Here is a 19,054-nt window from a genome sequence, read left to right as displayed (position 1 = left end):
AAAGCGAGCCGGTGTATGTAATTAGGCTATCTATCATTTTACAACTACATATATTCAAAAACTTTTATTACGCGTTCAACGCCAGATACATTACGTGCAATGTTTACTGCTTGATTAGATTCAGACTCAGAGACTAATCCCATTAAAAATACTTCACCGTTCTCAGTAACTACCTTAATATTATTGCTACTAATATTCTTTGCAGTGAGTAGCTGCGCTTTTACTTTTGAGGTTAACCATGAGTCGTGGGTTTGTGTGGTGATACCAATATTTGATCCAATACGGATTTGATTATGAATTTTACGAATACCAGCAACGTCTTCAATTGTACGTTGAGCTTCACCTTTCATTTCTTGATTTGCGACTTGACCAACTAATAAAACGATACCGTTTACGCTTACTGCATTGATATTAGAAAATTTCTCAAGGCGCTCTACCTCACTCAAGGCAATGCTGGCTTTTATCTCAATATTGTTATCATCAATTTGTGAGCCAATAGTGCGGCGATCGTTCGCTGCTGTTACTGCACTAGCTGTACCTGCAACAATAGCGGCCGCACAGCCTTGCAATAATACAACAGTACTTAAAACAATAAGGGAGCGTTTAAACATAGTTTTCATCCTGTGGAAAGAGGGTTAAATCAACAAGTTCGCTTAAACAGTGTAAGTTAACTAAATGCGATTCGATAATACGGCTAGGGCGCTTAGAAGGGGTTCTAATTTCAACGTCATTAGGGCCAAGTAAGCCAACTAATTCCCCTCCATCATCACCGACCATCACGATTACTTTCATATCTTTAGTAAGTGCAGCCTCTACAGCAGAAATAATATGTTTTTCGTTACCGTTTATAGCAAGTGCAAGAAGTAAATCCCCTTGCTGGGCAAAAGCACGAACTTGTCGCGCAAATGTATCGTGATCATCGCCTTGGTTATTTTGACCTAAATTTATATTTTCTTGAGACAAAGCTATCGCGGGGAGACACGGCCGCTCAGTTTCATAATGGTTAACAAGTACACCCGCAATATGTTGGGCTAGCATATGGCAATTTGCAGTGCCGCAACAAATGAGTTTATTACCGTTTATCAAGCTTTGTGCAATGGTAAATGCTGCTGATTCAAGTGCACTGGGTAATACTTCACCTGCAGCGATTTGTACTTGAATGCTCTCTGTAAAAATTTCTTTAATTGTATCTTGCATAGCCTACCAATAATTTATACTTAATCTTTATATGAACTTAAGCCTATATTGCCTAAGTATTTAAAATACGTTTTTAAGCCAGTTAATTTTGGGAGATGATTCTCCTGTAATGGCTACATAATCAATTCTAAGCGCTTCATTTGTTAAGTTTTTAGCGGCTAAGTAATGATAAATACTGCGTTTTAGTCTTGCCTGCTTCTGCGGGCTTAATGCATAATTAGCGCCGCCGCGCGCATTGTTTTTACGAAATTTAACTTCTACAAAAACAAGGGTGTCACCTTCTTTCATAATGACATCAAGCTCACCAAAGGGGCAGTAATAATTACGCTCAATGGGGGTTAATCCCTGAGATACCAAATATTTTTGCGCTTGGAGCTCATAATATTGACCTTTTTCACGGCTATTTTGCCACAGCTCTTTAAACCACGACATGTCGCCCCCTTTAATTACTTGTTTGTATTGTATTTGCTGATTGCATAAATAGTGGTATTGGGCGCTGCGTTTTTAACTGCACAGGTTTTATACGACGATTAGAATACTGCGCCCAATTTAATGTTCGCTCTATGTGCCCACTGCTGTTTATAGATAACTTACCGCTTAAACCACTAAATTCGTTGCCAGGCACAATACTTAGTTGCCTTATTTCTGGAAGTACTAATATTGCATCATACGCCATAGCAAATAAACGCTGGCTTATATCAACTTGTTCAGGCCATAAAGTGTCATATTGTGCTCGCAAGGTATGTAGTTTAACTTGTGAGTTAAGCATCCATGGGAGCTCAGTAAAATACAGTCCTTCTAGATCACCTTTATCTGTACGGTCAATTTGTTTGCTATGACTTTTAGAGCTGGCATAAAGTGGGATACGATCAGCAAATGTACTTACATTTACATCAAGGTAAGGTTTAATTAAACGGGTTTCTATTGCATCACCTAAAATGTAAATAACATCTATGTCACTACGCGATCGCGTTTCGTTCTCTACTTCTTGTTTAAAAAGTGCTTTTACAGTTTTTATACGCTCTTTAGACTTATCAACTTCTAGTAAGCTGGTAATTGTATTAGGCATGTCTTTTTTATCATTATACAGGCCAATCTGAGGTTTGGTTTCACTGTAGCGTTGCCACTGTAAATTAAAGTAGTCAATTAAACGTTGGCCATTTACATTATTAGGTGCAAGCAACATTGGTTTTTGGTAGCCCATGGCTAAAAAGTGTTCTAAAGCTTGTTCTACTTCGTGTTCAGGACTCAGTGCAAAGAAGTAATGCTGCAATGAAATACGCTCACCATCAAAGGTATTTAAATGCAGAGCCGGTATATTTATCAAGGTGTTAGCTGCTGTAAGTTTATCAATATTGGCTTTTAACAAAGGCCCAACAACAAAGTCGGGGTTTATTTCCTCAATTTTAGCTGCAAGTTCTTCAGTGTTTAGGTTTTCATCTAGAAACAGAGTTTCACTAATGTTTTGTTTATCAAGCGCAGCTAGAACACCGGCTTTGAGTGCATCGCCTAATCGCTCATTTGGCCCTGATTGTGGGAGCAGTATAACTAAACGTTCTATATTTATAGGGGAAAACTCTGTAAACAATTCATCTTGTTTAGGTAATACCGTTACCGCTGGGTGTCCAACATAGCGGCGTCGCCAGTTATTGATTGCTTGATCTAACTCAACACCGCTGCTTGTATATACTTGATGATATAAGGCAAGGTTAGCCCAACCTTGTTGAATTACTGAACCTCGGTTAAAGCGCTCTAATGCATAAGATGACAGTTTTTTTAAGTTATCCCACAAGTTTTGATTAAGCTGTGGGATCTCAATATTATTCTTAGCTGCTGTCTCAGATGCCCTAAAGAAATAAGGGGCCGCTTTTTTAGGAAAATTTTGTGATGCGTAAATACTGGCAGTTAAAAACTGATGCCATGCAAAGTGCTCGGGTTGGGTTAGTTGCCCGTCTAGCGATTGTAGAATAACCAAGGCTTGAGCATTTTTATCCTGTTTTTTTTGCGAAAACGCAATATAAAGACGGTTTTGAATTTGATCAACACTGGCTGTTAATTCAAGGTCGCTACCTATTTTTTCTAGTAGCGGCCAGTTTTGCTCTGTAATAGCTGCATCTCTTGCGCTATACAACAATTGTATTTTATCAGCCCCTTGACGATTTTGAGCCAATTGATAGATAGATTGTGCGCTGGTAGCTTGATTTTTTAATGCATTTGCACTGTTACTGAAGTTATCACTGTTTTTAGTTGGTTTTTCGGTTGTGCTGCACGCCGATAACCCTGACAATATAATTAATAGACTAACTAGTTTAAGTCGCACAATGATTTCCCAATACGTTAACGCGATTTGCTTATATTACTGACTGACGCAGGAGACCTCAATGTTAAATGAGGAGAATTCACAGAAAATTGGCACTCTTTACATTGTAGCCACCCCAATTGGCAATTATGACGACTTAAGTCATCGTGCAATCGCGACATTATCGCAGGTTGACTTAATAGCTGCTGAAGATACTCGCCATACCGGCAAGCTACTTAGCCACTTTGGTATCAAGGCTAAAACATTCGCATTACACGACCACAACGAAAAGCAAAAAGCACAACAAATTATTGATCAACTTAATCAAGGTTTAAATATTGCTTTAGTATCTGACGCTGGTACACCACTAATTAGTGATCCAGGCTACGCGGTTGTAAACTTATGCCGTGAGCAAGGCGCGCATGTTACACCTATACCTGGTGCGTGTGCTGCTATTACCGCTGTATGTTGTTCTGGTTTACCCACTGACCGCTTTCAGTTTTTAGGCTTTACGCCAGCTAAAAGCAAAGCTCGGCAAGACTTTTTTACCGAAGCTGTTAACTCAGGTATCACCAGCATAATGTACGAAAGTACGCACCGTATTATGGCAAGCCTTGATGATTTAGCCCAAGCACTTGGCGACGATCAACACGTTGTGTTTGCTAAAGAGCTAACCAAAACCTTTGAAACATTTTTTAATGGTAGTGTAAGTGAGCTTAAACAGTTTTTAACAGATGATCCTACCAAGCAGCGCGGCGAAATAGTGCTGATGCTTGCGGGCAAACCAAAGCAAATAGACGATGTTCCGCCTGAAGCGCGCAAAATGTTGGCACTTCTTGAGAGTGAAATGCCAATGAAAAAAGCCTGTGGCGTGGTTGCTGAATACTTTGGAATGAAGAAAAACGCTTTATACAAAACAATTATTGAAGAAAAAGAGTAAATTTTACTGCGCTTGGTATTAGCCTCATGTATACTGCGCGCCGAGTCAGCCAAGATGATCGCTGCCTGTGACGAAAATGATCAGGGGGAGGAAAGTCCGGGCTCCATAGGGCAGAGTGCCAGCTAACGGCTGGGGGGCGTGAGCCCACGACAAGTGCAGCAGAGAGGAGACCGCCAATCTTCGGGTTGGTAAGGGTGAAAGGGTGCGGTAAGAGCGCACCGGGCCGCTAGTAATAGTCGGTTGCAAGGTAAACTCCACTCGGAGCAAGACCAAATAGGGTTCTATCATTTTAAATAATGAACGCGTGGCCCACGTGAGAACCGGGTAGGTTGCTTGAGCCATAGAGCGATTTATGGCCTAGACGAATGATTATCACTTTCTTCGGAAAGGACAAAACCCGGCTTACCGGCTGACTCACTCATTCAATAAAAAAGCCCGCAGTTAACGCTGCGGGCTTTTTTGTGTTTACAGGTAATTTGACTCCAGTTCATATTTTATTATCAATAATTTCCTATTTATAAATTAACTTCCTATACTTTATGGCTATAAATATCTTATGCTAAATGATATCTATTTATATTTGTTTTTCCGTTAAAATACGACAAATTACCGATACCTTGATGTACCTTCTGTGGGTACTGTTGGTTTTTAAATCAACAGTAACAGGTGAAATATGAAGTTTCGTTTGAGTTTAGGCTCTAAATTAGGGGCTGTATTTGTGGCCTCATTAGGTTTCATGAATGCATCAATTGCAGCTACAACGGCTACAATTGATTTTAAAACAAAAAAATATATCGGGGGTATCTCAGAGCTTGACCGCTCAAAATATTTTAATATACATGGAATAAGCTCTACAAATAACATGACGATTGCCGAGTTAGATTTTATTAAGAATGAGCTACATGCTGATTACGGACGAATTTTTTGGAGCCCTTTTTCAGCCCATAAAGGGGGGGCGCCTTATCCAAGCCAAGCAGATATTATTTCAAGTGGGAAAAGAAATATAGCTAATACAAAAAACTCTAATAAATTTCCTTATTTTTCTAATAATTATGTTGTCACAGATCACCCTCGAAATACGATGTCAGGAACACAGGATCCTGTTCTAGCCGCAACTTGGGCTGCAAATTACTTTAAACATAATTACGATGATATCACTCGCCCTGCTTTTTATGAGCCTATGAATGAACCTTTTGTTCATGCTGGAGATTTTGGTAACGACCAAGAAGCTGTTCGGACACATATGACTAATATTTTTAAAGAAATTGGTAAGAGGTTTGATCAAGAAGGAATTTCAACAAAAGTAATTGGTTATTCAAGTGCTTGGCCATCAATGGAGTTATGGGATTTTAATCATTTCAATGGACGAATGAAAAATTTCATGGACAAAGCAGGCCCTTATATGGATGGGTTTTCTATACATCCGTATGATGGTGTGAATGTAACAGGGGCTAGTAATGAACGTTCAGGTAGTAATGTTGAGTCATTATTAGATTTACTCGAAACTTATAGTCATTTTAAATGGAATACAGTTAAACCTATTGCGATTACTGAATACGGTGGAATAGAAAAAGGCTTTGGTGAAAGATATTCAGATATTCGTTCTGCCCAGTCACTATTGTCACAAAATAAAATGATTATGCAATTTTTTGATAGACAAGATCGCCTTCTTACAACCATTCCTTTTAACACGATGAAGAGCAGCTGGCATTACAATGCAGGGAATAACTGGAACCCATATGGAGCTGATCTACTTCGTCCTGATATAAATAGCATTGTGAATGGTAAGCCTACAAAATTTTTGTGGACAAAAAGAGCTGACTTTTATCGTTTATGGTCTGATGTAAAAGGTAATCGTGTAAAAGTAACGACTACAAATCCAGACATCCAGGTAAATGCTTTTGTAAACGGAAAAAAGGCATACGTTGCTTTAAATACCCTCTCCGATTCTTGGGAATCCGTCGATTTAGATTTTGTGAATAGCTTAGGTAATATCACTAAAGTAAAGCAAAAGCACTTAGTTGTTCGAAGTAATAAAAACCCTACTTACTCAGAAGGTTATGTTCCTTCGCCAATTAACTTCGCTATGGAACCTGGTAGTACTGTGGTGTGGGAATACACTTTTGAAGAACCAATATATTTTGAGGGTGAACAACAAGTCAATCAGTATTACGCAGCAGAACATTTAGTGCCTATTTTAGCTGATACTAGTCATACATTTTCGTTTAACGGTGTAAATGTAAAAGCGGGGGAATCGGTTATCAGAATGAGCCTAGGTCGTAATCACGGTGCATCTTTACAGCCTATCGTTAAAGTAAATGGCGTTGAAGTAAATGTAAATCAGAATTGGAAGGGAGGAGAGCAGTCGTCTAGGGGATCGTTTTTCGGTGTGATCGAAGTACCTGTAGAAAACGCTCTATTATCTGAAAATAATACAGTGAGTGTTACCTTTTCGGATAAAGGCGGAAGAATCGCCTCTATGGTATTACAAGTAAATAATGAATCTAGTGAAACCGTAGCTGATGAAACTGCAAAATTTGCTTATGCTATTAACAGTCTCCCAAGTGCAAGTAGCTACGATATTGCTGTAGATTATAGTGTTAGTAAAAAAAGAGACTTAGTCTTAGAGCTATGGAAAAATAATGTATGGGTTTCACAAAAAAAGATTACTGTTGCGGCTGGTAGTTCACAAGCTGTGTTTACTATCGATACAGTTACACCAACAGTAGAAGGGGAAACAGGCTATGCATTCAAATTAAGTGTTAGGCCTGAAGGTGGTGATTGGAAAACTGCCCTAGAATATAAAGTGATATCAAATATTTCAATTGAGAATAATGTAATTCCATCGGCAGATAATTTTATTTTTAGTGAGGTGGTGACAAGGCTTGAAAGTAAGTTAGCACATATCTTTACGGTTGATTACGCAGCTACTGAAGAACGAGATGTCGTAGTTGAGATTTGGCAGAAAGATCAGTGGTTAGCGCAAGGCCGAGTGAGAGTTGGGCCCAAAACTGATAAAGTTGATGTAAAGGTCGTGCTGAGTACTCCACCTGTAATCGGAACAGAAGGCTATATTTTAAAAGGCTCAATTCGCCCTGTAGATGGAGATTGGAGAACAAATTTAGTGGCAACTAGTCAAGTTGGCATTTCAGTTGCTGGTGTTGTCCCCCCTAAAGGGAATGTGTCACTTGTATCTAAAAGCAGTAATAAGTGTTTAGATGTTGAAAAAGGTAAGCAAGAAGATGGAGTGAAGCTTCAGCAATACACATGTTCAGATAATAATACTAACCAACTCTTTTTGTTTGAAAAACGCTTGAATGGTTATTGGGGGATTAGGAATGTTTCAACGAACAAGTGTATAGATAAAACATCTTCGATTCAAAGTGGAGCACTTATCCATCAGTGGTCCTGCGATAAGTCAAATGATAACCAAGCATTTAAGCTCTTAGCTGAAGCAGGTGGTTATTTTCAACTACAAAATAAGCACAGTGAAAAGTGTATTGATATTTTAGGTGGAATTGATGGCATCAATAATGCCGTACAAATAACACAGTCTATATGTTCACAGAGTAACTCTCAGAGGTTTAGTTTCTAAAGTGATTAATTTTAAAGCTCAGAGTAAACTCTGGGCTTTATGTGCATTGAATAATAAAAAAATTAGATCCAGTAACATATTTTGCGTAACTGATAAGTAAAGAAAGCTATTTAAACTATCTCGAGTTCAATCATAAAGCTCTTCAATATCGTTTTTTAATTATTATATAGATAATGTTTTTATTTATGTCACTTCACGGGAGCGCGATCCAACACACTTCTAAATTCGAAAAGTAACCATTTAGACTACTGGTATTGTTGGTTTTTTGATGAAATATATAACTAAATACTTTTAAAGTTCATCATTTAACGTGGTCCCACCACTTATTTTAATTGGGTAACTTATATCGACTTTTACTACTTTTTATTCCAGCTGGCAATTTTTGTGGGATGTTTGAAAAGCTTTTGACTAATATAACCTGAACTCTGGATAATAAACCTATCTCGAACAGCTCTTTTGAGCGCTAACTATGTTGAATTTACTTGCAATAGGCCAGCTATTGACGCGTAAATTCGCCTTGTTTTCACTGAAAACCTCTGGCTAGAGAAAATAAATTTAAATATCAATATAATTCAATATGTTAGTAAATCTATTAACCAGAGTTCAGGCTAATATAACAGTTGAAGATAATCATTTACTTAAGCTGACCAAAGAGTCGTGTATTGTATAGCAGTACTTGGATGTAAAGCGTGGGGGAGTAATACAGCATAAATTGCGTAGTTAATATCATGCGCCAACATAAACTCAAAGCATCAGTTTTGTTCTAGTACATAATCAATCGAGGCTGAGTTACATAACTTCCGTGAGGACGTATGAAGACAAAAAAACGGCTCTTGAGAGCCGCTTTTTTAGTAAAAGAAGAATTAACAATTAGTTTCTTCAGCGTTTACGCCTTCTTTAACATTTTCACATGCATCTTCTACTTTGTTTTGCACGTCAGTTACTGCTTCGTCAATACGTTCACCTGCGTCTTCAGCATGATTGTCTTCACAACCCATGATGAAAAAACTTGCGAATAGACCGATTAGTGCTGCTTTTACAGTTGTTGAATTCATAATGTAATTCCTTGTAAGTGTTGATTAAGTATAAGTGTTTGTTAGTCCGATGGATTATCTACCTGGGCGATTTACCACGTAGTGCACCTGAAACTAATGAAATCACTAAAAGTACTAGAAAGATAAAAAATATAATTTTTGCTATACCAGCTGCGGCACCTGCGATGCCACCAAAACCTAACACTGCAGCGATTAAAGCAATAACTAAAAATGTGATTGTCCAGCGTAACATTGTTTTCTCCTTGGTTTATAAATTTTGCTCACAATAACTAATGCCAGTTACATGCCAAAGTGTATTGTTGTTTAATATCATGTGTTTATGTTTTTTTGTGTGTTTTGGGCAATTAGTTGATTAGTAACTTTTACGCTTTGCTATGTAAGTTATTCACACCGTTACACATTGCTTGTAAATATTCACTAAATACATTTATTTTGGTAAGACCAATTAACAATTGTTCCTTTGTTTTTGTGTTTCATATGATTTTTCATGTTTTTCTTATTTAACCGGATAGTTAATTAACAACTTATATATAACTATTAGCTATAGTCATTATTTCCTGTAACTATTGTAGGCTGCGTGATTGCAGGGTTCTGGTATGTAAATTAGTTGAGTTTTATGTTGATTATAGTTTAATTGGTTTTACCAATTTACAAGAAGTAGACAAAATAATTAGTTTTGTTATTATCCAGTGAATAAATATTTAATTAAATCGATTTTTTATTTTCGATATGGGTTTCAAGGGGGAGAAAAATGGATATAGGTGCTCTACTCACAACGGCTGGTAGCTTAATGCTTACTGGTATGGTTGGGGTGTTTGTATTTCTGTCGATATTAATTGGTGCAGTAACGCTTATGTCTAATTTGGTGACGCGCTATAGCGAACCAGAAGCATCACCAGCTAAATCACCGTCTTTTAAATCTCAAGGTGTGCCTAATGAGCACATCGCTGCTATTAGTGCTGCCATTGCTCAGTACAAATCAAATAATAAATAAGGGGCACACACATGGCTAAATTAAAATTAACAGAATTGGTATTACGCGATGCGCACCAATCATTGCTCGCAACACGTATGCGTTTAGACGATATGCTACCGATTGCTAGCAAGTTAGATGATGCAGGTTATTGGTCTATTGAATCGTGGGGCGGTGCTACATTTGATTCGTGTATTCGTTATTTAGGCGAAGATCCGTGGGAGCGTATTCGTGCGCTTAAAAAAGCGATGCCTAATACTAAACAGCAAATGCTATTACGCGGTCAAAACCTATTAGGCTACCGCCATTACGCTGATGACGTAGTTGAAAAATTTGTAGAACGCGCACATAAAAATGGCGTTGACGTATTTCGTATATTTGATGCAATGAATGATGTACGTAACCTAGAAACAGCGATTAAAGCGGCTATAAAAGTAGGCGCGCACGCTCAAGGTACTATTTCGTACACAGTTAGCCCAGTTCATACACTTGATATGTGGCTGACTCTTGCTAAGCAATTAGAAGATTTAGGCTGTCATTCAATTTGTATTAAAGATATGGCGGGCTTATTAAAGCCTTACGATGCTGAAAAACTAATTAAAGCACTTAAAGAAACCGTATCTGTTCCTATTGCTATGCAGTGCCACGCTACAACAGGTTTAAGTACTGCTACTTACCAAAAAGCGATTGATGCAGGCATTGATATGCTCGATACCGCTATTTCATCAATGAGTATGACATATGGACATTCTGCAACTGAAACTATTGTATCGATAGTTGAAGGGACTGAGCGTGATACTGAGCTTGATTTAAACCACCTAGAAGAAATTGCTGCTTACTTTAGAGATGTGCGTAAAAAATATGCGGCATTTGAAGGTAGCTTAAAAGGGGTTGATGGGCGTATTTTACTAGCTCAAGTACCTGGTGGCATGCTTACAAACATGGAAAACCAACTTAAAGAGCAAGGCGCAGCCGATAAGCTTAATGAGGTTTTACTTGAGATCCCACGTGTACGTGAAGATCTTGGTTTTTTACCTTTAGTAACACCAACGTCGCAAATTGTTGGCACTCAAGCGGTACTTAATGTGCTAACAGGTGAGCGTTATAAAACAATTACTAAAGAAACTGCTGGCGTATTAAAAGGTGAATATGGCTTAACACCAGCACCAATGAATAAAGAGCTACAAGAGCGTGTGCTTGATGGAGCAGAAGTTATTACTTGTCGCCCTGCAGATAATATTGCACCAGAACTTGCAACGCTTGAAGCTGAGTTATTAAAAGAAGCGCAAGAGCAAGGCTTAACACTGGCTGATGACCAAATTGATGACGTACTAACTTATGCATTATTCCCACAAGTTGGTTTGAAGTTTATTAAAAACCGCAACAACCCAGATGCATTTGAGCCAGTCCCTTCTGTTGAAGATAAAAGCGGTAAAGCACCTTCTAAATCAGCTTCAAATAATAACAAAGTGAAGGCTGAGCAGTACAGCGTAAAAGTAGATGGTAAAGTTTATGACGTAGTAGTGGCGAAAGGTGGTGAACTTAAGGAAGTAACATTAAAAGACTCTGAGCACATTCCTCAATCTGCTTCGGTTGCATCAGGTGAAACACTTAACGCGCCTCTAGCCGGTAATATTTTTAAGATTAAGGTAAAAGCTGGGCAAGTTGTTAACGAAGGTGATGTAGTGATTATTATGGAAGCTATGAAAATGGAAACTGAAATACGCGCTACGCATACCGGAACAATTGCTGAAGTGTTAGTTAGTGAAGGCGATGCTGTAACTACCGGCGACGCTATGATTGCATTAGCTTAGGAGTAAATAGAGGATGGACGGTATTTTAAACCTCTGGAATGCGACAGGCATTGCTAACTTTACAATCCCATCGTTAATAATGATTGCGGTAGGGTGTTTATTACTGTTTTTAGCGATAGCTAAAGGCTTTGAACCATTATTATTACTACCTATTGGTTTTGGTGCAATTTTAACAAATGTACCAGTGGCAGGTTTGTCAGACCCAGGTGGGCTTTTGTACTACGTTTATTATGTGGGTATTGATACGGGGATTTTTCCGCTGTTGATATTTATGGGAGTGGGGGCGCTGACTGACTTTAGCGCGCTTATTGCAAACCCACGTATGTTGTTATTAGGTGCGGCTGCACAGTTTGGTATTTTTGCTACATTGTTTGGCGCTATATTACTTAACTATGTACCAGGTTTTGAGTTTACCTTACAAGATGCCTCAGCTATTGCCATTATAGGTGGTGCCGATGGGCCAACGGCAATATTTTTAGCATCAAAACTGGCACCTGATTTACTAGGCGCAATAGCGGTAGCTGCATATTCATACATGGCACTTGTGCCAATTATTCAGCCGCCAATTATGCGTGCGTTAACGACACCAGAAGAGCGCCAAATTAAGATGCCTGAATTACGTAAGGTATCTAAAAAGGAAAAGATTATTTTCCCCCTTATGGTACTTAGTTTAACGGCAATGTTTTTACCGGCTGCTATACCGCTTGTAGGTATGTTTTGTTTAGGTAACTTAATGCGGGAGTCGGGTGTTGTTGATAGATTAAGTAACAGTGCCCAAAACGAAATCATCAATGTTACAACTATATTTTTAGGCTTAGCTGTAGGGTCTAAATTAGCAGCAGATAAGTTTTTAACTGTTGAGACGATTGGTATTTTAGTGCTTGGCGCACTGGCTTTTGCAATTGGTACGGCATCTGGCGTATTTATGGCAAAAGGACTTAATCGAATATCTAAAACGCCTATAAATCCATTAATTGGGGCGGCAGGTGTATCGGCTGTGCCAATGGCGGCACGAGTAGTTAATAAAGTGGGCCTTGAAAGTAACCCACATAACTTTTTACTTATGCATGCAATGGGACCAAACGTAGCAGGTGTACTTGGTAGTGCCGTTGCTGCGGGTATTTTATTAGCGCTTGTTGGCTAATAATTAACGTGGTAGTTAATAAATGATTTAGCGCAGTTTACTGCGCTTTTTTTTGCTTTTATTTCTCGTCGTTAATAGTTTCTTGTTTCTGTATTTTTGTTTAAAGTGGATGTTCTTCGCAATTTTAAGGATAGTCATAATGCTCCACACACCTTTAGCAAAATATTTACCTAATGTTAGTAAGCTTGTATTTGGATGTATGGGTCTGGGCGGCGGTTGGAATAAAGACGCAATCACTGACGCACATGTTAAGCAAGCTCATGAATGTATAGATAACGCCATTGAAAGTGGTATTAACTTTTTTGACCATGCTGATATTTATACCTTTGGTAAGGCCGAGCAAGTATTTGGTAAAGCGCTAAGTGAGCGAGCAGAGCTTAGAGAACATATATATATTCAATCTAAGTGTGGGATTCGATTTGAAGATGACTTAGGGCCGAAGCGTTATGATTTTTCAGCTAAATGGATTGAGCAATCAGTCGAAGCGTCCTTAAAGCGATTAAACACAGAGTACTTAGATGTACTTATGTTGCACCGCCCTGATCCACTCATGGAAGTTGATGAAATTGCACGTGTATTTAGTTGTTTAAAAGAAAGTGGCAAAGTACGCAATTTTGCAGTATCTAATATGCAGCAGCACCAAATGAACTTTTTACAACATGCGCTCGACATGCCAATTGTTGCCAATCAAATAGAAGCGAGCCTGCAAAAACATCAGTTTGTTGATGAAGGCATATATGCCGGTAACAGTGACGGTAAAGATCTCAATTTTACACCAGGCAGTATTGAGTATTGTCGCCATTTTGAAATCCAAATTCAAAGCTGGGGCAGTTTATGCCAAGGTTTGTACACTGGTAGTGATTTATCAAATGCATCGCAGGCCGATATAAACACCAGTATTTTAGTTAATAAGCTGGCAGCACTTTATGGTACTTCTGCTGAGGCAATTGTACTTGCATGGTTGCTTCGCCATCCCGCATCGATCCAACCAATTATTGGGACGACTAACGCTAAGCGAATTAAAGCCTCTTGTGATGCTGTAAATGTAGAGCTAACTCGTGAGCATTGGTATGCACTTTATGTGAGCGCTAAAGGGCATGAGCTACCATAAGTAGGGCACTGATATGAATATATTCGTTATTTTAATTGGTTTGTTTGTAGCACTTGCTGTGCTTATTCCGTTACTTGAAAAGTATCAAACTAAAATAGGGCTCAACGGCGCAACCAAATACAGTAAATATATTTGGCCATTAGTGATGGTGTCTTTAGTTATTCAGCTCATATATGTACTAATGTACTAATGGTTTATAGCGTATACAAAAAAGCCTTTGCAGGTTAACCCCGCAAAGGCTTTTTTAATGTTTATTAATAAACTTTATTTAAGTGCTAACTGTAGCTCGCGATTGCGCTCAAGCTGGGCAATAAAGTTATCAGCAATAGGTTTAAACTTGGCAAGTTCTGAGCGAGGTAATGGCTCTGACTTAGGAAGTTTTACAGTTTTAGGGTTACGGTGAACGCCATTTACTAAAAATTCATAGTGTAAATGTGCACCAGTAACACGACCTGTAGAACCTACAGTACCAATTTTTTGGCCCTGTTTAACTTTTTGGCCCGTTTTAACTAGCTTCTTATTTAGGTGTAAGTACTTAGTTACATATTGCGTACCATGGCTAATAAATACGTAGTTACCGTTGTACTTGCTGTAACCCGCTTTAATTACTTTACCGTTACCAGATGCAACAACTGGTGTACCGGTGCGTGCTGCAAAGTCGATACCACGGTGCGCTCTAACTTGCCCAGTAACAGGGTGTAAGCGGCGAGGATTAAAGCTCGAACTAATATACTTAAAGCTTACAGGTGCACGTAAAAATGCTTTTTTCATGCTACGCCCTTCAGGCGTATAAAAATTGCCGTCGGTATGGCGAATAGCAGCAAAACGTTGACCCTGATTAATAAATTCAGCTGCAATAATCTTACCGGTACCAATAAACTCGCCATCAACATAGTGAGACTCGTAAATTAAGCCAAATACATCACCTTTGCGAATGTCGTTTGCAAAATCAACATCCCAACCAAATATGTCAGCAAAGTTCATTATTTGGCGTTCGCTTAAACCTGCTGCAATTGCTGAAGTCCAAAAGTTGTTAGATATTTCGCCGCCAGCGGTTTTGGTTAGCGTTTCAATTTCTTTGCTATCAATAGCTGTATCGTAGTTACCTTCTTCGTTTAAGGTAACAAATAAAGTATCTGTTTTTGAAATTACATAGCGCAGTTGAGCTAAAGAGCCATCTTCAGCTGTCGCAAAACTAAGTATTTCACCTGGGTGAATTTTAGTCAGTTTTCGAGTCTCTGCATTAGTGTTAATTAGTTTATGAAGCGTTTGAGCCGAAAAACCAGCACGCTTAAAGATAATTGCTAAATTGTCGCCATTTTTAACTTTATGATCGACAAAGTCGTATTCTGGTAACTTTTCTGCTGCTTGCTCTGAATTTAACTCAGTTAATTTTTCGTTGTTATCAACTTTAACTTGTAACTCATAGCGCTTACCAATCTCTAGTGCATTTACACTATTATCTTTAGATGCAGTTGCTTTTTCAGAAGGAAGAAAGAGCAAGCCGGCAATAGCAGAAACCAAACCTAGAATAAGCAATTTGTGTTTTTTGGGGAGGGTGTTAACCACGTGAACCATAACGTGCCTTTTTCTGCTGTCAAGATAATAAATACATAATATTGCAGGATATACCTAATAATGTGCGAATACTAGTGTTTTGTAGATTTAAACTAACGCTGAATTGCGCTAGAATCGAGGTTTGAAGACCTTTTTTAACTGCTTCGTTAACTCAGACTATACGTATTATGTTTAGTTGCATTAATCACTTAAAAAGTTATTTTAATTAGGTAAAATTTGTTATGTTAGTTACATATATAATCTTGGTTTAAACCTGTATTAAATCGAGATAACGCAACTAGCTAGTCGCCTCTTTCGTTGGCAGAATTTTGGAGTAATACACAGTGGATTTACAAACCGCTCTTGCAGAGATAAAACGCGGTGCAGAAGAAATATTAATTGAAGACGAATTAGTTGAAAAACTAAAGACGGGTAAAAAGCTAAAAATAAAAGCGGGTTTTGATCCAACAGCACCCGATTTGCATTTAGGGCACACTGTACTAATTAATAAAATGAAAACCTTTCAAGATCTTGGTCATGAGGTTATTTTCTTAATTGGTGATTTTACAGGCATGATTGGTGACCCAACAGGCAAAAATGTAACGCGTAAACCACTTACTCGTGAAGATGTACTGGCTAATGCTGAAACGTATAAAGAGCAAGTATTTAAAATACTTGATCCAGCAAAAACAACAGTTGCGTTTAACTCTACTTGGATGGAAAAGTTAGGCGCTGCAGGTATGATAAAACTTGCTGCTAATCAAACCGTTGCGCGTATGCTTGAGCGTGATGATTTTAAAAAGCGTTACGGTAGCGGTCAGCCAATTGCGATTCATGAATTTTTATATCCACTTGTACAAGGTTGGGATTCGGTTGCACTAGAGTCTGACGTTGAACTGGGTGGTACTGATCAGCGCTTTAACTTGTTAATGGGCCGTGAGCTACAAAAAGTAGAGGGTCAAAAACCGCAAACAGTATTAATGATGCCATTACTTGAAGGCACTGACGGCGTTCAAAAAATGTCTAAGTCGCTTGGTAATTATATTGGTATTACTGATGCGCCAAACGATATGTTTGGTAAAATAATGTCAATTAGTGATGTGCTAATGTGGCGTTATTACGATTTATTGAGCGCGCTTTCTATTGAGGAAATTGCAGCTCAAAAAGAACGTGTTGAACAAGGTACTAACCCGCGCGATATTAAAATTGAGCTCGCAAAAGAGTTAATAGCGCGTTTTCATAGTGAAGAAGATGCACAAGCTGCTCATAATGATTTTATTCAACGCTTTCAGAAAAAAGCGCTGCCAGATGAAATCCCTGAGCTGACAGTAACAATTGCCGAAGATGCTATTTTAATTGCTAACTTGCTTAAAGAAGCAAACTTAGTCGTAAGTACATCAGAAGCAATGCGTATGATTAAGCAAGGTGCAGTTAAACTTAACGGTGAAGATAAAATCACCGATACCAAACTTGAAATAGCAAAAGGCACAACGGCTATTTACCAAGTAGGTAAACGTAAGTTTGCAAACATCACTGTAGCTTAAACACAGTTTAAAAACGTAAAAACCAGCCTCGGCTGGTTTTTTTTGGCTCGTATTTTAAGCCCTTTAAATCACTTTTAATATTTCTATGCTGACTATCACTAACAACCAAAATACACGTGCCTGATTCAGTCTATTAATTATTACGGGTACATCATTGGGTGTGGGTAATCTATCAGTACCAATACGCATTTTATTAAAGCGAGTTCCAAAATAAACAGCTGGTCCGCCTAGTTGTACCCCAATAGATGCAGAACATGTACTGAGTAGCCAGCCCGTATTTGTTTGATAAAAGTGCCGGCCATAATGCTTTATATAATGCATGCTTTGTTTGCTTGCTCTACTCGCTGCAATAGTTAAAGCGAGTAAGCGCATAGGAATAAACTCAATGATAAACAAACTTACTTTAAGTGGCTTTAAAAACGGGCTGTTAGGAGAGATATCTCCACGCCATGCTTGCAGTATTAAGGTAAGTAGTCGATAAGCAAGGGCGGCAATGGGGCCAAAAGCTAAAAATATAAATATAACTACGAAATAGTATCGAGCAGTGCGCAGTATTAAACTCTCTATTAATGCTTTGATAATACCAGCAGATGAAAGTCTGTTTACTTCACGGGCAAGCAGTGGTTTTAGTAATTCGCGTGCTGTCGATTTTTGATTTTGTTTAGTTAGTTTTGCAATACGCAGCGCTTTTTTATCAATACTTTTACTTTCGAGGCATAAATATAAAATAAGACCTGCGAGTAATTCAGGGTAAAAAGCAAACTCGAGTAGTAACACTACAATAATGAGAATAACACTTAAAATAAGTGAGCTTGCGAGTATAGCTGCCAAATATTGATAGCTTTTAGGTTCTTTGCTTTTGTATATACGTTTGCCAATAGCACTAAAAACAGCATTTAACGCTGTATTGGGGTGATACCAACTAACAAGAGGAATAAAGCGCTCAGCAAAGAGCGCTATAATAAAGGCAATAAAGTCCAAATGGTTCTGAACAATATTGCTAAGCATTTACAGAGATACTGCCGTTAGCTTTTCTAAAAGTGCGACAACCATTTTAGATGAATTGATTGATGCTGTTTCTAGGTATTCTTCAAATGACTGCGGTGATTCTTTTCCTGCAATATCAGACATCGAACGAATAACCACAAATGGTGTATTAAGCGTAAAACACGTTTGTGCAATTGAAGCGCCTTCCATTTCAACAGCAAGCATTGTAGGAAAATCGCTGCGTGCTTTATCAATGCGTACAGGGTCACACATAAATGTGTCGCCAGTACAAATTAAGCCCACTAATGTTTTAACATCACTAATTTTTGCGATTGTTTGCTCTGCTGCTTCAACCAATTTAGGGTGAGCTGCAAAGCCTGCTGGCATTTGTGGTACTTGGCCAATCTCATAACCAAAAGCAGTGACGTCTACATCATGGTGACGTACTTCTGACGAAATGACTACGTCGCCAACACTTAGCGATGGATCGAATCCACCGGCTGAGCCTGTGTTAATTACACAGTCAGGTTTAAAGTTATCGATAAGTAAGGTGGTTGCAATAGTTGATGCCACTTTACCAATACCAGATTGAACAAGTGTTACTGTGTTGCCAGCTAGTTCGCCAGTATAAAAAGTGAAACCTGCTTTAGTTAAAATTTGTGGATTTTGCATAGCTTCGCGTAAAATTTTAACTTCTGGCTCCATTGCGCCAATAATACCAACATTCATAATGTTTAATTCCTGAGTTTGAATGACTTGATTATACGTGAAGTTAGCCATAAAAAACAAAAAAGCGAGCAGTTTTCACGGCTCGCTTAAAATACTTTTAGAAACGTGT

Annotated in this window: 17 protein-coding genes and 1 other RNA gene; 9 read left to right on the top strand and 9 right to left on the bottom strand. The window is 38.4% G+C overall.

The genetic code is table 11. From position 1 onward, the window contains the following. Positions 1-44: 44 nt before the first annotated feature. From dolP to DO88_RS08230, 4 genes are read right to left on the bottom strand one after another with little or no spacing between them, the layout of a single operon-like run. On the bottom strand, positions 45-611 hold the full coding sequence (gene dolP, locus DO88_RS08215; protein WP_033039652.1) for a division/outer membrane stress-associated lipid-binding lipoprotein: 567 nt from the start codon (positions 609-611) through the stop codon (positions 45-47). After that, positions 604-1,197: an SIS domain-containing protein gene (locus tag DO88_RS08220; protein WP_007379077.1), complete on the bottom strand. Its 594-nt coding sequence runs from the start codon at positions 1,195-1,197 to the stop codon at positions 604-606. Before DO88_RS08220 ends, dolP begins: the two co-directional genes overlap by 8 nt. Before the next feature lie 60 nt (positions 1,198-1,257). Continuing rightward, positions 1,258-1,629: a YraN family protein gene (locus DO88_RS08225; RefSeq protein WP_007379078.1), complete on the bottom strand. Its 372-nt coding sequence runs from the start codon at positions 1,627-1,629 to the stop codon at positions 1,258-1,260. A 10-nt stretch (positions 1,630-1,639) separates the two neighbouring features. Then, entirely contained in the window at positions 1,640-3,517 is a 1,878-nt protein-coding gene (locus DO88_RS08230; RefSeq protein ID WP_033039649.1) for a penicillin-binding protein activator, read from the bottom strand. A gap of 61 nt (positions 3,518-3,578) precedes the next feature. Here DO88_RS08230 and rsmI point away from each other — a divergent pair, with 61 nt between their 5' ends. The 3 genes from rsmI to DO88_RS18575 all read left to right on the top strand — a co-directional run bounded on the left by rsmI (position 3,579) and on the right by DO88_RS18575 (position 8,031). Then, the gene (rsmI, locus tag DO88_RS08235) at positions 3,579-4,436 is read left to right on the top strand and encodes a 16S rRNA (cytidine(1402)-2'-O)-methyltransferase (RefSeq protein WP_033039646.1); all 858 of its coding nucleotides are present in this window, start codon (positions 3,579-3,581) and stop codon (positions 4,434-4,436) included. A gap of 41 nt (positions 4,437-4,477) precedes the next feature. Beyond that, an RNA gene (gene rnpB, locus DO88_RS18580) (RNase P RNA component class A) lies at positions 4,478-4,857 on the top strand. Between the two features lie 252 nt (positions 4,858-5,109). Further along, positions 5,110-8,031 carry an RICIN domain-containing protein gene (locus tag DO88_RS18575; protein ID WP_050482445.1) on the top strand — a complete coding sequence of 974 codons (2,922 nt, stop codon included), beginning with the start codon at positions 5,110-5,112 and terminating at the stop codon, positions 8,029-8,031. Between the two features lie 863 nt (positions 8,032-8,894). Here DO88_RS18575 and DO88_RS08240 read toward each other — a convergent pair. Together DO88_RS08240 and DO88_RS18750 are read right to left on the bottom strand one after the other, a co-directional pair. Beyond that, positions 8,895-9,086, bottom strand: a complete 192-nt coding sequence (locus DO88_RS08240) for a hypothetical protein (protein ID WP_007378921.1) — start codon at positions 9,084-9,086, stop codon at positions 8,895-8,897. Between the two features lie 58 nt (positions 9,087-9,144). Then, positions 9,145-9,318 carry a DUF1328 domain-containing protein gene (locus DO88_RS18750; RefSeq protein ID WP_002961939.1) on the bottom strand — a complete coding sequence of 58 codons (174 nt, stop codon included), beginning with the start codon at positions 9,316-9,318 and terminating at the stop codon, positions 9,145-9,147. Positions 9,319-9,837: 519 nt separating this feature from the next. Between DO88_RS18750 and DO88_RS08250 the strand changes: the two genes are divergently transcribed. The 5 genes from DO88_RS08250 to DO88_RS18955 all read left to right on the top strand — a co-directional run bounded on the left by DO88_RS08250 (position 9,838) and on the right by DO88_RS18955 (position 14,318). Continuing rightward, positions 9,838-10,080, top strand: a complete 243-nt coding sequence (locus tag DO88_RS08250) for an OadG family protein (protein ID WP_007583814.1) — start codon at positions 9,838-9,840, stop codon at positions 10,078-10,080. A gap of 11 nt (positions 10,081-10,091) precedes the next feature. Then, on the top strand, positions 10,092-11,873 hold the full coding sequence (gene oadA / locus DO88_RS08255; RefSeq protein ID WP_033039644.1) for a sodium-extruding oxaloacetate decarboxylase subunit alpha: 1,782 nt from the start codon (positions 10,092-10,094) through the stop codon (positions 11,871-11,873). 13 nt (positions 11,874-11,886) lie between these two features. Beyond that, positions 11,887-13,017, top strand: a complete 1,131-nt coding sequence (locus DO88_RS08260) for a sodium ion-translocating decarboxylase subunit beta (RefSeq protein WP_007378925.1) — start codon at positions 11,887-11,889, stop codon at positions 13,015-13,017. A gap of 139 nt (positions 13,018-13,156) precedes the next feature. After that, positions 13,157-14,128, top strand: a complete 972-nt coding sequence (locus DO88_RS08265; RefSeq protein WP_033039641.1) for an aldo/keto reductase — start codon at positions 13,157-13,159, stop codon at positions 14,126-14,128. A 13-nt stretch (positions 14,129-14,141) separates the two neighbouring features. Then, positions 14,142-14,318: a hypothetical protein gene (locus tag DO88_RS18955; RefSeq protein ID WP_007378927.1), complete on the top strand. Its 177-nt coding sequence runs from the start codon at positions 14,142-14,144 to the stop codon at positions 14,316-14,318. 74 nt (positions 14,319-14,392) lie between these two features. Here DO88_RS18955 and DO88_RS08270 read toward each other — a convergent pair whose 3' ends face one another. Next, complete coding sequence (locus tag DO88_RS08270) at positions 14,393-15,706, bottom strand: peptidoglycan DD-metalloendopeptidase family protein (RefSeq protein WP_033039639.1); 1,314 nt, start codon at positions 15,704-15,706, stop codon at positions 14,393-14,395. 323 nt (positions 15,707-16,029) lie between these two features. Here DO88_RS08270 and tyrS point away from each other — a divergent pair, with 323 nt between their 5' ends. Further along, positions 16,030-17,229, top strand: a complete 1,200-nt coding sequence (gene tyrS, locus DO88_RS08275; protein ID WP_007378401.1) for a tyrosine--tRNA ligase — start codon at positions 16,030-16,032, stop codon at positions 17,227-17,229. A 63-nt stretch (positions 17,230-17,292) separates the two neighbouring features. On the opposite strand, the gene DO88_RS08280 is transcribed toward tyrS, so the two are convergent. Both DO88_RS08280 and mtnN read right to left on the bottom strand, forming a co-directional pair. Continuing rightward, entirely contained in the window at positions 17,293-18,237 is a 945-nt protein-coding gene (locus tag DO88_RS08280; protein WP_033039635.1) for a cobalamin biosynthesis protein CobD/CbiB, read from the bottom strand. Next, positions 18,238-18,945, bottom strand: a complete 708-nt coding sequence (gene mtnN / locus DO88_RS08285) for a 5'-methylthioadenosine/S-adenosylhomocysteine nucleosidase (protein ID WP_008133796.1) — start codon at positions 18,943-18,945, stop codon at positions 18,238-18,240. Positions 18,946-19,054: the final 109 nt, after the last annotated feature.

It is taken from the genome of Pseudoalteromonas sp. S3431 (genome assembly GCF_000690035.1).
Lineage (GTDB): Bacteria > Pseudomonadota > Gammaproteobacteria > Enterobacterales > Alteromonadaceae > Pseudoalteromonas > Pseudoalteromonas fuliginea.
This window is presented reverse-complemented; position numbering and strand designations above follow the sequence as displayed.

Excerpts from the sequence above, each read along its gene's own strand:
- dolP (WP_033039652.1), bottom strand. The coding sequence starts at position 611 with ATGTTTAAACGCTCCCTTATTGTTTTAAGTACTGTTGTATTATTGCAA.
- DO88_RS08220 (WP_007379077.1), bottom strand. The coding sequence starts at position 1,197 with ATGCAAGATACAATTAAAGAAATTTTTACAGAGAGCATTCAAGTACAA.
- DO88_RS08225 (WP_007379078.1), bottom strand. The coding sequence starts at position 1,629 with ATGTCGTGGTTTAAAGAGCTGTGGCAAAATAGCCGTGAAAAAGGTCAA.
- rsmI (WP_033039646.1), top strand. The coding sequence starts at position 3,579 with ATGTTAAATGAGGAGAATTCACAGAAAATTGGCACTCTTTACATTGTA.
- DO88_RS18575 (WP_050482445.1), top strand. The coding sequence starts at position 5,110 with ATGAAGTTTCGTTTGAGTTTAGGCTCTAAATTAGGGGCTGTATTTGTG.
- DO88_RS08240 (WP_007378921.1), bottom strand. The coding sequence starts at position 9,086 with ATGAATTCAACAACTGTAAAAGCAGCACTAATCGGTCTATTCGCAAGT.
- DO88_RS18750 (WP_002961939.1), bottom strand. The coding sequence starts at position 9,318 with ATGTTACGCTGGACAATCACATTTTTAGTTATTGCTTTAATCGCTGCA.
- DO88_RS08250 (WP_007583814.1), top strand. The coding sequence starts at position 9,838 with ATGGATATAGGTGCTCTACTCACAACGGCTGGTAGCTTAATGCTTACT.
- oadA (WP_033039644.1), top strand. The coding sequence starts at position 10,092 with ATGGCTAAATTAAAATTAACAGAATTGGTATTACGCGATGCGCACCAA.
- DO88_RS08260 (WP_007378925.1), top strand. The coding sequence starts at position 11,887 with ATGGACGGTATTTTAAACCTCTGGAATGCGACAGGCATTGCTAACTTT.
- DO88_RS08265 (WP_033039641.1), top strand. The coding sequence starts at position 13,157 with ATGCTCCACACACCTTTAGCAAAATATTTACCTAATGTTAGTAAGCTT.
- DO88_RS18955 (WP_007378927.1), top strand. The coding sequence starts at position 14,142 with ATGAATATATTCGTTATTTTAATTGGTTTGTTTGTAGCACTTGCTGTG.
- DO88_RS08270 (WP_033039639.1), bottom strand. The coding sequence starts at position 15,706 with ATGGTTCACGTGGTTAACACCCTCCCCAAAAAACACAAATTGCTTATT.
- DO88_RS08280 (WP_033039635.1), bottom strand. The coding sequence starts at position 18,237 with ATGCTTAGCAATATTGTTCAGAACCATTTGGACTTTATTGCCTTTATT.
- mtnN (WP_008133796.1), bottom strand. The coding sequence starts at position 18,945 with ATGAATGTTGGTATTATTGGCGCAATGGAGCCAGAAGTTAAAATTTTA.